13 protein-coding genes are annotated in these 12309 nt (G+C 66.2%); 7 read left to right on the top strand and 6 right to left on the bottom strand.

Annotated features, from left to right (window positions below; genetic code table 11):
- Positions 1 to 147: 147 nt before the first annotated feature.
- Positions 148 to 948: an IclR family transcriptional regulator C-terminal domain-containing protein gene (locus C380_RS19300; protein ID WP_015015526.1), complete on the bottom strand. Its 801-nt coding sequence runs from the start codon at positions 946 to 948 to the stop codon at positions 148 to 150.
- A 98-nt stretch (positions 949 to 1046) separates the two neighbouring features.
- On the opposite strand from C380_RS19300, the gene C380_RS19295 reads away from it, so the two are divergent.
- The 5 genes from C380_RS19295 (at position 1047) to C380_RS19275 (ending at position 5707) form a co-directional block, all read left to right on the top strand.
- A complete protein-coding gene (locus tag C380_RS19295) occupies positions 1047 to 1748 on the top strand; it encodes a 3-oxoacid CoA-transferase subunit A (protein WP_015015525.1) in 702 nt (233 codons plus the stop codon).
- 29 nt (positions 1749 to 1777) lie between these two features.
- Positions 1778 to 2440 (top strand): 3-oxoacid CoA-transferase subunit B, encoded by a 663-nt coding sequence (locus C380_RS19290; RefSeq protein WP_015015524.1) that lies wholly within the window; start codon positions 1778 to 1780, stop codon positions 2438 to 2440.
- A gap of 43 nt (positions 2441 to 2483) precedes the next feature.
- Complete coding sequence (pcaF, locus tag C380_RS19285) at positions 2484 to 3692, top strand: 3-oxoadipyl-CoA thiolase (RefSeq protein WP_015015523.1); 1209 nt, start codon at positions 2484 to 2486, stop codon at positions 3690 to 3692.
- Positions 3689 to 4432, top strand: a complete 744-nt coding sequence (locus tag C380_RS19280; RefSeq protein WP_015015522.1) for an SDR family NAD(P)-dependent oxidoreductase — start codon at positions 3689 to 3691, stop codon at positions 4430 to 4432. The genes pcaF and C380_RS19280 overlap by 4 nt, the downstream gene beginning before the upstream one ends.
- A gap of 261 nt (positions 4433 to 4693) precedes the next feature.
- Entirely contained in the window at positions 4694 to 5707 is a 1014-nt protein-coding gene (locus C380_RS19275) for a tripartite tricarboxylate transporter substrate binding protein (protein WP_015015521.1), read from the top strand.
- A gap of 96 nt (positions 5708 to 5803) precedes the next feature.
- Here C380_RS19275 and C380_RS19270 read toward each other — a convergent pair whose 3' ends face one another.
- Complete coding sequence (locus tag C380_RS19270) at positions 5804 to 6406, bottom strand: short chain dehydrogenase (RefSeq protein ID WP_015015520.1); 603 nt, start codon at positions 6404 to 6406, stop codon at positions 5804 to 5806.
- Positions 6407 to 6539: 133 nt separating this feature from the next.
- Here C380_RS19270 and C380_RS19265 point away from each other — a divergent pair, with 133 nt between their 5' ends.
- Entirely contained in the window at positions 6540 to 7427 is an 888-nt protein-coding gene (locus C380_RS19265) for a LysR family transcriptional regulator (protein ID WP_015015519.1), read from the top strand.
- 48 nt (positions 7428 to 7475) lie between these two features.
- Here the strand turns inward: C380_RS19265 and C380_RS19260 are convergent, their stop codons facing one another.
- The 4 genes from C380_RS19260 to kefC form a co-directional block, all read right to left on the bottom strand.
- Positions 7476 to 7937 (bottom strand): PaaI family thioesterase, encoded by a 462-nt coding sequence (locus C380_RS19260; protein WP_015015518.1) that lies wholly within the window; start codon positions 7935 to 7937, stop codon positions 7476 to 7478.
- A complete protein-coding gene (locus tag C380_RS19255) occupies positions 7937 to 8623 on the bottom strand; it encodes a transglutaminase family protein (protein ID WP_015015517.1) in 687 nt (228 codons plus the stop codon). The genes C380_RS19260 and C380_RS19255 overlap by 1 nt, the downstream gene beginning before the upstream one ends.
- A 104-nt stretch (positions 8624 to 8727) precedes the next feature.
- Positions 8728 to 9372 carry a trimeric intracellular cation channel family protein gene (locus C380_RS19250; RefSeq protein WP_015015516.1) on the bottom strand — a complete coding sequence of 215 codons (645 nt, stop codon included), beginning with the start codon at positions 9370 to 9372 and terminating at the stop codon, positions 8728 to 8730.
- Between the two features lie 100 nt (positions 9373 to 9472).
- Entirely contained in the window at positions 9473 to 11389 is a 1917-nt protein-coding gene (kefC, locus tag C380_RS19245) for a glutathione-regulated potassium-efflux system protein KefC (protein WP_015015515.1), read from the bottom strand.
- 257 nt (positions 11390 to 11646) lie between these two features.
- Between kefC and C380_RS19240 the strand changes: the two genes are divergently transcribed.
- Entirely contained in the window at positions 11647 to 12285 is a 639-nt protein-coding gene (locus tag C380_RS19240) for a LysE family translocator (RefSeq protein WP_015015514.1), read from the top strand.
- The last annotated feature ends 24 nt before the right edge of the window (positions 12286 to 12309 follow it).

Below are 12309 nucleotides of genomic sequence, written 5' to 3'. Positions count from 1 at the left end.
TTCACCCGTCGTGGCGAGCGGCTGGGGTTGCGGCTCCGGCCCTTGCCCTATCCACGTAAGACGAGTGTTGGTGCTTCAGTTTCAGGCGCTCGTCGCGATGGGTGACCCCCAACTCCCGTTGAGGATGCTCCGTTCGTCCCAAGGCGCCTATCCCCGCGGCGCCCCCATCATGCGCGAAATGGTCCGCGCCGCACTCAGCAGCGCGGGCAGCAGGCTCTCCTGCATCATGGCCGCACTCGTGCGGTTGGCCTGACCGCTGATGTTGAGCGCCGCCACCGTCTGCCCTGTGCGGTTGGTCAGAGGCGCAGCAATCGAAATCAAACCCTCTTCCAGCTCCTGGTTCACCAGGCACCAGCCTTGCTGTCGCGCCTGGCGGATGTGGGCCAGCAACGCCTCCATATCCGTGGTGGTGTGCGCGGTAAAGCGTTGCAGGGGGTGGCCCTGCAGCCGGGCCTGCAGTTCGTCGTCCGGCAACCCGGCCAGCAGCATGCGGCCCATGGAGGTCCAGCACGCGGGCAGGCGCGAGCCCACGCCCAGCGTGGTGCGCATGATCTTGTGCGTGGGCACGCGCAGCACATAGACGATGTCCAGGCCGTCGAGCACGGCGGCCGATGACGACTCGCGCACCTCTTCCACCAGGTCTTCCATCACCGGCTCGGCCAGGTTCCAGATGGGCAGCGAGGACAGGTATGCAAACCCCAAATCCAGGATGCGCGGGCTCAGGCGAAACAGCTTGCCGTCCGTTTCCACATAGCCCAGCGTCTGCAGCGTGAGCAGGATCCGGCGCGCGCCTGCGCGGGTCAGGCCCGTCTGCGCGGCGACTTCACTCAAGGTTTGCTGCGGTGTGGCCGCGCTGAACGAGCGGATCACCTCCAGCCCGCGCGCGAACGACTGCACATAGCTGTCGCTGGGTTTGGGGTCTTTGGCTTCAGGGGTTTGGAAATTCATACGTATGCCAACTATAATTCTTTAAGCGAACATTTGTTCTATATACGAACAAATTTCAGAGAAACGAGACAATACAAGCAAACCAAGAAAGCGTTGCAATGATCAACAAACTGGCGGACTCGGTGGCCCAGGCCCTTGCGGGGGTGAAGGATGGTGCCACGGTGTTGATAGGCGGGTTCGGCACGGCCGGCATTCCGGGTGAGCTGATCGACGGCCTCATCGCCCAGGGGGCACGCGACCTCACTGTGGTCAACAACAACGCCGGCAATGCCGACCAGGGTCTGGCCGCGCTGCTCAAGGCCGGGCAGGTGCGCAAGATCATCTGCAGCTTTCCGCGCCAGGTCGACAGCTATGTGTTCGATGAGCTGTACCGCAGCGGCAAGCTCGAACTCGAACTCGTGCCCCAGGGCAATCTGGCCGAGCGCCTGCGCGCTGCGGGCGCGGGCATTGGCGCTTTCTTCTGCCCGACGGCCTACGGCACTGAATTGGCGGCGGGCAAGGAGACGCGCGAGATCAATGGCAAACACTACGTGCTGGAGTACCCCATCCACGGCGACGTGGCCCTGATCAAGGCGGAAAAGGGCGACCGCTGGGGCAACCTCACCTACCGCATGTCGGCGCGCAACTTCGGCCCTGTGATGGCCACGGCTGCCAAGACCACGATTGCCACCGTGCATGAGGTGGTGGAGCTGGGCGCGCTGGACCCGGAGGCCATCGTCACCCCCGGCATCTACGTCACGCATGTCGTCAAGATCGACCGCACGGCCACGCAGGCGGGCGGATTCAAGAAATCCGCGTGATATTGGCCGCAAGCGCAGGAAGAATAAGCATGAGCAGCTATCAAAAGCGTAGTAAGGACGAGTTGGCGAAACGCGTGGCGCAAGACATCCACGACGGCGCCTACGTCAACCTGGGCATCGGCCAACCCACCCTGGTGGCCAACCACATCCCCGCCGGCCGCGAGGTCATCCTGCAGAGCGAAAACGGCATCCTGGGTATGGGCCCGGCGCCCGCTGCGGGGCTGGAGGACTACGACCTCATCAACGCGGGCAAGCAGCCGGTGACCTTGCTGCCTGGCGGCGCGTACTTCCACCACGCCGACAGCTTCGCGATGATGCGCGGCGGCCACCTGGACATCTGCGTGCTGGGCGCCTTCCAGGTGTCGGCCACGGGCGATCTGGCCAACTGGAGCACGGGCGAGCCCGGCGCCATCCCCGCCGTGGGCGGCGCGATGGACCTGGCCATCGGCGCCAAGCAGACCTGGGTGATGATGGACCTGCTGACCAAGCAGGGCGCGAGCAAGATCGTGACGCAGTGCACCTACCCGCTCACCGGTGTCGCGTGCGTGAAGCGCATCTACACCGATCTGTGCACACTGGCCTGCACGCCCACCGGGTTGCAGCTCATCGACACCGTGCCCGGGCTGTCGCTGGCCGAGCTGGAGCAACTGGTGGGCCTGCCCATCTGGGCCCCGCAGACCACGGCGGCCTGACCGCACCTATCAAACCCACCCGAGAACCGAGGAGACAAAAACCATGACGACCCGCCAAGCCTTCATCTGCGACGCGATCCGCACCCCCTTCGGCCGCTACGGCGGTGCGCTCAGCAGCGTGCGCACCGACGACCTGGGCGCCATTCCCATCAAGGCGCTGATGGAGCGCAACCCCGGCGTGGACTGGGCGGCGGTGACCGACGTGCTCTACGGCTGCGCCAACCAGGCTGGTGAAGACAACCGCAACGTGGCCCACATGAGCAGCCTGCTCGCGGGCCTGCCCATCGACGTGCCCGGCGCCACCGTCAACCGCCTGTGCGGCTCGGGGCTCGACGCCGTGGGTACTGCAGCGCGCGCCATCAAGGCGGGCGAGGCGGGCCTGATGATCGCGGGCGGCGTGGAGAGCATGAGCCGCGCGCCCTTCGTCATGCCCAAGGCCGAGAGCGCTTTCAGCCGCAACAACGCGGTGTATGACACGACGATTGGCTGGCGCTTCATCAACAAGCTGATGAAGGAAAAGTACGGTGTGGATTCGATGCCCGAAACCGCGGAGAACGTGGCGACCGACTTCAAGATCGAGCGCGAAGCCCAGGACCAGATGGCCCTGCGCAGCCAGCTCAACGCCGTGGCTGCTATCAAGGCCGGCCACCTGGCGCGCGAGATCGTGCCGGTGCACATCCCGCAAAAGAAGGGCGAAGCCATCATCGTGAGCCAGGACGAACACCCGCGTGAGACCAGCATCGAAGCGCTGGCCAAGCTCAAGGGCGTGGTGCGCCCCGATGGCACGGTGACGGCGGGCAACGCCAGCGGCGTGAACGACGGCGCCTGCGCGCTGCTGCTGGCCGATGAAGCCAACGCCGCCAAGTATGGCCTCAAGCCCCGCGCCCGCGTGGTGGGCATGGCCGTGGCCGGTGTGGCGCCGCGCATCATGGGCTTTGGCCCCACGCCTGCCACCCTGAAGGTGCTGGCGCAGACGGGTCTGACCATCGACCACATGGATGTGATCGAACTCAACGAAGCCTTTGCCGCGCAAGGCTTGGCCGTGCTGCGTGCGCTGGGCATCAAGGACGACGACGCCCGCGTGAACGCCTGGGGCGGCGCCATTGCGCTGGGCCACCCGCTGGGCGCCAGCGGCGCGCGCCTGGTCACCACCGCCGTCAACCGCCTGCACGAACACGCCGGGAAGTACGCGCTGTGCACCATGTGCATCGGCGTGGGCCAGGGCATTGCCGTGATTCTGGAGCGCGTGTGACCGTGATTGAGCGCAACCCCACGCCGGTCACCGTCATCACCGGTGCCAGCAACGGCATCGGCCGCGCGATTGCCGAGGCCGTGCTGGCCCAGGGCCACGCCGTGGTCAATCTGGACTACGTGCTGCCCAGCTGGAGCCACCCGCGTCTCATCTCGTACCAGGGCGACCTGACCAATGAAGCCTCGACCCGCGAACGCGCGGCCGAGATCGCGGCCAAACACAACGTCACGGCGCTGGTGAACAACGCGGGCGCCACGCGCCCCGGCACCATCGACACCGCGACCACCGCGCAGCTGGATGACGTGGTGGGCCTGCATCTGCGCGCGCCCATGCTGCTGGTGCAAGCCTTTTTGCCCACACTGCGCGCCTGCGGCCAGGGCCGCATCGTCAACATGTCGTCGCGCGCCGCGCTGGGCAAGGGCGAGCGCATCGTCTACTCCGCCACCAAGGCCGGAATGATCGGCATGACACGCACGCTGGCCATGGAGCTGGGGCGTGACGGCATCACCGTCAACGCGATTGGCCCCGGCCCCATCGCCACCGAGCTGTTCCGCCAGAGCAACCCCGACGGTGCGCCGCAAACGCAGCGCATCCTGAACAGCATCGCCGTGGGCCGCATGGGCACGCCCGATGACGTGGCACGCGCGGCGCTGTTCTTCCTCTCGCCCGACAACGGTTTCGTGACCGGGCAAGTGTTGTACGTGTGCGGAGGCACCACGCTGGGAGTGGCGCCTGTTTAGAGCGGCTAACAAAGCTCTTCTGGCGTCGTTGCTGTGTCTTGTCGTACTGCTCGTACTGCCTGCGACACAGCGCCTAGCTAGAACCGCTTCGCTGAGTTTTGTTAGCCGCTCTTAGCAACTTGAACTGATCTTCCCTGCCGCCCCGCAAGGGGCACACCCCTGTTCTCGCCCGGAGGCCTCGGCGCCCGGTTGAGGCCACGGCGCGGCCGGATGTCGCGTCCGTGAGACCCCTTTCATCCACCTTCTTGAAGGAGACAAACCATGACCCGTTCCATCCAAACCACCCGCCGTTTCGCGCTGTCGGCCGCTGCCTGCGCGGGTATAGCCGCTATCGCAGGTGCGGGCCTGCTGGGCAGCAGCGCTGCACTGGCCCAGGCCTATCCCAGCAAGCCCGTCACCATCGTCGTGCCTTTCGCCGCAGGCGGCACCACCGACATCCTGGCCCGCATCATCGGCCAGGCGCTGACCACCGAGCTGGGCCAGTCGGTCATCGTGGACAATCGCGCGGGCGCGGGCGGCAACATCGGCGGCGCCATGGCGGCCAAGGCGCCGGCAGATGGCTACACCCTCTTCATGGGCACGGTGGGCACCCACGCCATCAACGCCAGCCTGTACAAGAAGATGCCGTTTGACCCTATCAAGGACTTCGCGCCGCTGACGCGCGTGGCCAATGTGCCCAACCTGCTGGTGGCCAACCCCGCCCAGCCCTACAAGACGGTGAAGGAACTGATCGCCTACGCCAAGGCCAACCCCGGCAAGGTCAACTTTGGCTCGTCGGGCAACGGCAGCTCCATCCACCTGTCGGGCGAGCTGTTCAAGAGCCTCGCCAAGGTGGACATGGTGCACGTGCCCTACAAGGGCAGCGCCCCGGCCGTGACCGACCTGCTGGGCAACCAGATTGGCATCATGTTCGACAACATGCCCTCGGCCATCCAGCATGTGCGCAGCGGCAAGCTGGTGCCCATTGCAGTGACCACGGCCAAGCGCTCGCCCGAGCTGCCCAACGTGCCCACCATCGCCGAAGCGGGCGTGCCGGGCTATGAAGCCACCTCGTGGTTCGGCATGTTTGCACCCGCAGGCACACCCGGGCCGGTGCTGGCTAAGCTCAACTCCGCACTGGTCAAGGTGCTGAACCAGGCCGATGTGAAGAAGAAGATCAACGAGCAGGGCGCAGAGACCTACAGCGAAACGCCCGAGCAGTTCGCTGCTTTCATCCAGGCCGAGTCGGTCAAGTGGGGCAAGGTCGTGAAGGAATCTGGGGCGAGCCTGGACTAAGCGCTACTGAGATTTTTCAGCTACCAAATTGATAGCTGCTACCGCGTGTACAACAGGCGGTAGCAGCTATTTTTGTTTTATATCAGGCAGCCGGGCTCACTGCACCCGGTACACACGCCCCGTCTGCGCACCTTCCACGCTGCGCTGGTAGGCCAGCGCCACGCGCGCGGCGGGAACGGGCTCGAACCCCGGGAAGAACGGCCCGTAGCTGCCCATGGATTCGGCCAGCACTGTGGGGCTGATGGCGTTGATGCGCAGGCCGCGCGGTAGCTCGATGGCGGCGGCGGCCACAAAGCCTTCGATGGCCGCGTTCACTGCCGTGGCGCTGGCGCCGTTGCGGATGGGCTCGATGGAAAGCACGCCGCTGATCAGCGTGATGGAGCCGCCATCGTTCAAGTATTTATGGCCCACCAGCGCCAGTTGCACCTGGCCCAGCAATTTGTCTTGCAGGCCGATGTTGAACTGCTCGGGCGTCATCTCCGCCAGCGGGCCAAAGTACAGATTGCCCGCTGTGCTCACGATGGCATCGACTTTGCCCACCGCCTCGAACAGTTGGGCGACCGCGCCTGGCTGCGAGAAGTCCGCACGGTGCGTGCCACTGCTGCGGCCCACGGTGATCACGTCGTGGCGCGCGCCCAGGTTGGCCAGCACGGCTTGGCCGATGGTGCCGCTGGCGCCGATGAGAAGAATCTTGGACATGGTGTTTTCCTTTGGTGTCAAAAAGGGGTTGATGAGGAACTGACAGCCCGATTCTTTTGCTAATCAATCAATGCATAAAGTGCCTGCAAGTTATGCTTGTGCTAACCATTGATTAGTAATTGAGGGAGTTGCCATGGACAAGCTGCGCAACATGGAAGTCATGGTGGCGGTGGTGGAGGCGGGCAGCTTTGCCGCCGCCGCGCGCCAGCTGCAGATATCGGCCGTGATGGTGGGCAAGCACATCCAGCAGCTCGAAGCCCACCTGGGCGCCCGCCTGTTCCAGCGCAGCACCCGCCAGAACAGCCTGACCGAGGTGGGCGCCGCGTTCTACGAAGACAGCAAACGCGTGCTGGAGCAGGTGCGCTGGGCCGAGTCGGCCGTGGAGCGCAGCCGCGCCGTGCCCCAGGGCCTGCTGCGGGTGAGTGCGCCCTTCACGCTGGGCAACCATGTGATCGCGCCGCTGGTGGCCGACTTTCTGCAGCGCCACGACCAGGTCCGCGTGGACCTGCAGCTCACCGACAGTGTGGTGGACCTGGCAGGCGAGGGTTTTGACGTGGCCGTGCGCATTGGCCAGGTGGTGAACGAGGGCTTGGTGGCACGCCCGCTGCGTCCCTACCGCATGGTGATTGCCGCGGCCCCTGCCTACCTGCAGCGCCACGGCACGCCCAGGCGCGCGGCCGACCTGGCGCAGCACCAGTGCCTGAGCCACTCGGTGTGGCAACGCCGGGTGGAGTGGACGCTGCGCGACGGCGAGGAGGAGTTCTTCTGGCCTGAGAACGCACGCTTTGTGTGCAACCAGGGCGACGGCCTGCGCCAGGCGGCACTGCGCGGCCTGGGCCTCATCATGCAGCCCGAAGTGCTATTGGCCGACGACCTGGCCAGCGGTGCGCTGGTGCCGGTGATGCAGCACTGCCTGCCCGTGCCGCGCCCGGTGCACTTGGTCTATGCGCCCGACCGGCGGCAACTGCCCAAGCTGGCGCGGTTTGTGGAGTTTGTGGTGGCTGCGCTGGGCACCGCCTGAGCGGTGCGGTTCAGGTTTTGACTACTGTGGCCTGCGGCCCAGGGCCGCTCACTCCACCGCGTTGCTGGGCACTTCAGGCCCGATCTTGAACACCCCGCTCACCCGCGCACAGGGTACGCCGTCGGCGGTGACCAGGCCCTGCGCAAACACCAGCGAGCGTGTGATGCGCAGCGGCTCGGCCTCGCCCTCCACCCAGGCGCCCAGCGGGGCGGGGGCCAGGTAGTCGATCTGCAGGCTGATGGTGGGCAGGAAGCGGTTTGACACCTGGTCGCTTTTGCGGTGCACCGACAGGGGTACCAGCATGTCGCAAAAGGTGGCCATCATGCCGCCGTGCAGGTTGCCCATGGGATTGGTGTGGCGCGGCTCCACGCGAAAGCCGAACTTCACCACGTTGCCCTGGTGCAGCACATACAGCGGGCCGTTGTGCTGGATGTAAGGGCCGCCCGCCACCAGCGGGGCAAAGCCCTCGGGAAGGGGGGCAGTGGTGGCGTTCTCGGGGGCGTGCGTCATCAGCGGGCTTCCTTTTCAATGTCGTTGGCAAAACTAGCGTCCTGCAGGCTGCTGCGGGTGGCGTCGCCCTGCAGCCAGCCGCTGTACACCGTGCGAAAGTCGGCCACGATCTGCGCGAGGGGCATGTCGTCAAACGCGCCGCGCTGGTGCACGTATTCCATGTGGCGTGCGCCCGACTTGTCGAACGGGTGATAGATGGAATCGTTCTCGCCGTCGAACTCCAGCGGCAGCAGGCCGAAGCGCTCGCACAGCTCGATGTTGAAGGCCGGTGTGGCCTTGCGCCAGGCGCCATCGAGCCAGATGTCGGTGTAGCCGTGCCAGATGAAGAGGTCGGTCTTCATGGTCTCGCGCATGCGCTCGGTGCTGAGGTGGTTGCGCACGTCGGCAAAGCCCATGCGCGCCGGGATGCCCGCCGCGCGGCACACAGCGGTGAGTAGCGCGGCCTTGGGCACGCACCAGCCGTAACCGTTGGCCAGCACGGTGCTGGCGGTCATGCCCTGGGGCGACAGGTCGATGCGGTAAGGGTCGTAGCGAAAGCCGTCGCGCACAGCCAGGTACAGGGCCACGGCGCGCTCGCGGTCGGTGGTGCCGCGTGCGTGTTGGGCGGCAAAGGCCTGGATGGCGGGGGCGTCGCTGTCGATGAGGGCCGTGGCGCGCAGGTGGGTGGGCGTGGGTGCGGTGGTCATTGTGGTGTGTCTCCTGCAGTCGGACGGGGGCCAGTGTGCGGGCCCCGGGCTCCTGATGCTGTCACAGGCGCGCCAGCCTTGCTCGGCAGGGCTGTATGCGCCTGTCACACCCGCCAGGCGGGTAGCTCCCAGTTGCGCCACACCGCCAGCCCGCGCAGCCCGGCCGTGAGCACCACGCAGGCCACCAGCGGCGCCCAGTCGGGCGCCTGCAGGTGGCGCAGGGCCACATCGGCCCAGCCGCCGGCAAAGGCGCACAGAGCGTAGGGCCGGTGGTCGCTGAAGGCCTGGGGCACCTCGTTGCACAGCACATCGCGCAGCACGCCGCCAAACACGCCGGTGATCACGCCCATCATCACGCCGATGATGGGCGGCATGCCAACGGCGGTGGCAATGTCCACGCCCACAGCGGCAAACAGGCCCAGGCCGATGGCATCGGGCAGCAGCATGGCGCGTTCGGTGGGCTCAAAGTGCCGCTGGCGCATGAACAGCATGGCGCCAATGCACAGCGCCAGAATGCCCCACACAAATTCGGTGTGGCGAATCCAGAAAAAGGGCCGCTGGTCGAGCAAGAGGTCGCGCAGCGTGCCTCCGCCAAACGCGGCCACGAAGGCCGCCACACACACGCCCACGGCATCCAGCCGCTTGCGTGCGGCGGCCATCACGCCCGACAGTGCGAACGCCACGGTGGCGGCCACCTCCAGAACGAGACGCAAGGTCTGAATCCATGGGGCATCGAGTGGAATGTTCATGGGCGCTGTTCGGGCGTAGCGATGTGGGTACGAGGGGCTAAGGACAGCAACTGTTTGGGGACTCTATGCTATGGAAGATATAGCTATGAATCTCAATTTTTCAGTCGCTTGCAGCCTTCCTTTCTAGCTCTGGCGCGCTGACTGGCCTGCTGTGCCCATCGCCATCTGCGCCCCTTCCATACCCCGGGTAATCCCCCCCCGTGGCGTTCAGCGCCGCACTCTCCTGCCGCTCCCTTGCCATCTGCTCCGCAAACTGGTTGCGGCCTTCGCGCGCCACGGCAATGAACTTGGCGCGGTCCTTGTGGTGCGGGTACATGCGGTCGGCCAGCGCGATGTTGTGGGTGCGAAATCGCTGGGTGATGGCGGTGGCCTGCGCGGGGGGCAGGCCCATCAGCTCCAGCACGGTGTGGGCGCTTTGCAGGCTGGACTCGAACAGCTCGCGCTGCACCAGTGTCACGCCCAGGTCGCGCAGCTTGTTCCAGTGGGTCACATCCCGTGCGCGGGCCACGATCTGCAGGTGGGGGAAGTGCTCGCGCGCCAGCTTGGCGATTTGCAGGGACTGCTCGGCATCGTCCACGGCCACCACCAGGATGCGCGCGTGTTCGGCCCCGGCAATGCGCAGCAGGTCGAGGCGGGTGGCGTCGCCGTAGAACACGCGGTAGCCAAAGGTGCGCGCCACCTCCAGCATGTCGACGCTGTGGTCCAGCACGGTGGTGGGGATGCCCTGGGCCAGCAGCACGCGCGAGACGATCTGCCCGTAGCGGCCGAAGCCCGCGATGATGATGGGCGCCTCTTGGGGTTCGGAGATTTCCTCGGCCTGGGGCTTGGCGGTCTTGAGCTGGGAATAGCGGCGCAGCAGCACGCGGTCCAGCAGCACCAGCAGCAGCGGGCTGATCAGCATCGACAACGCCACGGCGCCAATCAGCAGCGAGGCAGTTTCGGCGGGGAACACGCTGGCACCCGCAGCAGCCTGGAACACCACAAACGCGAACTCGCCGCCCTGCGCCAGCAGCAGGGTGAAGACGGGGCGCTCCTGGTAGGGAATCTCGACCACCTTGGCCAGTGCGTAGATGACCACCGCCTTGGCCGCCAGAAAGCCGACCAGGATGGCGGCCATGAGGCCGGGCGAGCGCAAGATGACACCGAAGTCAATGCTCATGCCCACGGCGATGAAGAACAGCCCGAGCAGCAGGCCCTTGAAGGGCTCGATGTCGGCCTCCAGCTCGCGCCGGTATTCGCTGTCGGCCAGCAGCACGCCGGCGAGGAAGGCGCCCAGCGCCATTGACAGGCCCACCAGCACCATCAGGTAGGCAATGCCCACCACCAGCAGCAGCGCGGCGGCGGTGAAGATTTCGGGGGTTTTGCTCTTGGCGATCCAGCGCAGCACGGGGCGCAGCAGCAGGCGCCCGCCCAGGATGATGGCCGCGATCACGCCGACGATCTTGAGCACCTCCAGCACCATCTCGCCCGGGGTGTGGCCTGCGCCCTCACCGGCGGCCGCGCCCAGCACGGGCAGCAAGGCCAGGATGGGGATGGCAGCCACGTCCTGGAACAGCAGGATCGAGAAGCCGGCCTGGCCGCTTTGTGTGCGCATCAGGTTGCGCTCGGCCAGCGATTGCAGCGCAATGGCTGTGGACGACAGCGCCAGGCCCAGCGCGCCCACCAGGCTCACGCGCCAGGGCAGGCCGGCCAGCGCACCCAGCGCGAACAGCACTGCCGCGCAGCCCAGCACCTGGGCGGTGCCGGTGCCAAAAATGGGGTGGCGCAGCGCCCACAGGCGGCTGGGTTGCAGCTCCAGCCCGACCAGGAACAGCATGAGCACCACGCCAAACTCGGCAAAGTGCAGGATGTCCTGCACGTTGCTCACCAGCCCCAGGCCCCAGGGCCCGATGGCGATGCCCGCTGCCAGGTAGCCAATGATGGCGCCGAGGCCCATCGCCTTGGCAATGGGCACGGCCAGCACGGCGGCGGTGAGGTACAGGAAACCGTAGGTGAGCCAGGTGGGGGCGTGTTCCATGGATGGGCGTGCGCTTGGGGGTCGTCGTGGGGAGGCAGAACACCGCGCCCCCGATGAGTGGGGCGGGTGTGGCAGATTCTGGCACCGCTGCAAGGCGTTGGGTTGGGTGCCGTGGGTTGGATATATGATGCTATTTATTTGATAGCTATTAAGGCATGATTATCTAGCGCCTGAGCCTGTTTTTATGCAGATCATGGTGCATGGAGCCCCGCGTTGCTAAGATGCGGGCCCTTCTTCGCACACAGGCACGGTGACCCATGGATTTGCAGACTTGGCTGGCTTTTTTTGCGGCGTCTTGCCTGATTGCGGTGTCGCCGGGCTCGGGGGCCGTGTTGTCGATGAGCCATGGTCTGTCGTTCGGCGTGCGCAAGACGGGCGCCACCATCGTGGGCCTGCAGCTGGGGCTGCTGCTGATTTTGCTGATTGCTGGGGCGGGTGTGGGCTCGCTGCTGCTGGCGTCCGAGGTGGCGTTCAGCATCGTCAAGGTGCTGGGCGCGTGTTACCTGATCTATGTGGGCTTCTGCCAGTGGCGGGCTGGCGACCAATCGCCGGTGCAAGGGGATGAGACCGAGTCGGCGGGCACCTGGCAAAAGCGCTGCCTCACCGGTTTTCTGACCAACGCCACCAACCCCAAGGGCATCATCTTCATGGTGGCCGTGCTGCCCCAGTTCATGACCGACACGCGTCCGCTGTGGATGCAGCTGCTGGTGATGGCCGCCACCACCGTGACGGTGGACGTGGTGGTCATGCACGGCTACGCTGCGGGGGCCAGTGCCCTGCGCCGTCTGATGCGCAGTGCGCGGGCCGTGCGGGCGCAGAACCGCGTGTTCGGAGGTTTGCTGATGGCGGTGGGGGCGGGGCTGTTCTTCGTCAAGCGCGGCGGCCAGCACGCCTGAGGCGGCTGCGGCACCGCTGGAGTG

Source organism: Acidovorax sp. KKS102 (assembly GCF_000302535.1).
Classification (GTDB): Bacteria; Pseudomonadota; Gammaproteobacteria; order Burkholderiales; family Burkholderiaceae_C; genus Acidovorax.
This window is presented reverse-complemented; position numbering and strand designations above follow the sequence as displayed.

Coding starts and splice junctions, on each gene's coding strand:
- C380_RS19275 (WP_015015521.1), top strand. CDS start 4,694: ATGACCCGTTCCATCCAAACCACCCGCCGTTTCGCGCTGTCGGCCGCT.
- C380_RS19290 (WP_015015524.1), top strand. CDS start 1,778: ATGAGCAGCTATCAAAAGCGTAGTAAGGACGAGTTGGCGAAACGCGTG.
- C380_RS19270 (WP_015015520.1), bottom strand. CDS start 6,406: ATGTCCAAGATTCTTCTCATCGGCGCCAGCGGCACCATCGGCCAAGCC.
- kefC (WP_015015515.1), bottom strand. CDS start 11,389: ATGGAACACGCCCCCACCTGGCTCACCTACGGTTTCCTGTACCTCACC.
- C380_RS19260 (WP_015015518.1), bottom strand. CDS start 7,937: ATGACGCACGCCCCCGAGAACGCCACCACTGCCCCCCTTCCCGAGGGC.
- C380_RS19240 (WP_015015514.1), top strand. CDS start 11,647: ATGGATTTGCAGACTTGGCTGGCTTTTTTTGCGGCGTCTTGCCTGATT.
- C380_RS19295 (WP_015015525.1), top strand. CDS start 1,047: ATGATCAACAAACTGGCGGACTCGGTGGCCCAGGCCCTTGCGGGGGTG.
- C380_RS19265 (WP_015015519.1), top strand. CDS start 6,540: ATGGACAAGCTGCGCAACATGGAAGTCATGGTGGCGGTGGTGGAGGCG.
- C380_RS19250 (WP_015015516.1), bottom strand. CDS start 9,372: ATGAACATTCCACTCGATGCCCCATGGATTCAGACCTTGCGTCTCGTT.
- pcaF (WP_015015523.1), top strand. CDS start 2,484: ATGACGACCCGCCAAGCCTTCATCTGCGACGCGATCCGCACCCCCTTC.
- C380_RS19255 (WP_015015517.1), bottom strand. CDS start 8,623: ATGACCACCGCACCCACGCCCACCCACCTGCGCGCCACGGCCCTCATC.
- C380_RS19300 (WP_015015526.1), bottom strand. CDS start 948: ATGAATTTCCAAACCCCTGAAGCCAAAGACCCCAAACCCAGCGACAGC.